Below are 759 nucleotides of genomic sequence, written 5' to 3' on the forward strand. Positions count from 1 at the left end.
TTCGCCGGCGCCGATCGGGAGCGCGTGTTCGTGCCGCTCGCCGAAGCCGCGCGCGACGCGGCCGACGAACACGATCCGGCCGCGCTGGCCGCGCGCGTCGAGCGCAGTGAACGCGTGCTGCGCGCGCTGCGTCACGCGATGCTGCGCTCGCAGCGGCGTCTCGAGTTCGGTCAGGTGCTGCTCGCGTCGATCGGCAGCACCGCGCCGTTCGTCGGCCTGCTCGGCACCGTATGGGGCATCTATCACGCGCTCGGCAGCATCGCCGCGAGCGGACAGGCGCAGATCGAGAGCGTCGCGGGGCCGGTCGGCGAGGCGCTGATCATGACTGCGTTCGGGCTCGTCGTCGCGATCCCCGCGGTGCTCGCCTACAACATCCTCGGGCGGCTCGTGCGCCAGCTTGCCGAGGAACTCGATGGCTTCGCGCGCGACCTGCACGTATTCGTGTGCGCGCAGGGCGCCTGACGCGCAGCCGGGAGGAGCGACCATGTCATTCGGCGGACTGGAGCACCACAAGACGTCCGCGCCGATGGCGGAGATCAACATGACGCCGCTGATCGACGTGATGCTCGTGCTGCTCGTCATCTTCATCATCACCGCGCCGCTGATGACGCACGCGATCCGGCTCGACCTGCCGAAGGTCGCGGCCGGCGTCGCGCGCGATACGCCGCAATCGGTCACGCTGTCGATCGACGACGCCGGCAAGCTATACTGGGACGACACACCCGTCGCACTCGACGCGCTGCCCGCGCGCTTTCAGGC

2 protein-coding genes are annotated in these 759 nt (G+C 70.1%); both read left to right on the forward strand.

The genetic code is table 11. The annotated features are described in order from the left end of the window. On the forward strand, nt 1-462 hold a 462-nt coding region (locus tag F3J14_RS35080), incomplete at its 5' end, for a MotA/TolQ/ExbB proton channel family protein (RefSeq protein ID WP_166726773.1). 22 nt (nt 463-484) lie between these two features. Beyond that, nucleotides 485-759 (forward strand): biopolymer transporter ExbD (locus F3J14_RS35085; RefSeq protein WP_166726774.1); only part of this gene is annotated, 275 nt, incomplete at its 3' end.

This window comes from Burkholderia sp. Tr-862 (genome assembly GCF_011753085.1).
In the GTDB taxonomy this organism is placed as follows: domain Bacteria; phylum Pseudomonadota; class Gammaproteobacteria; order Burkholderiales; family Burkholderiaceae; genus Burkholderia; species Burkholderia ambifaria.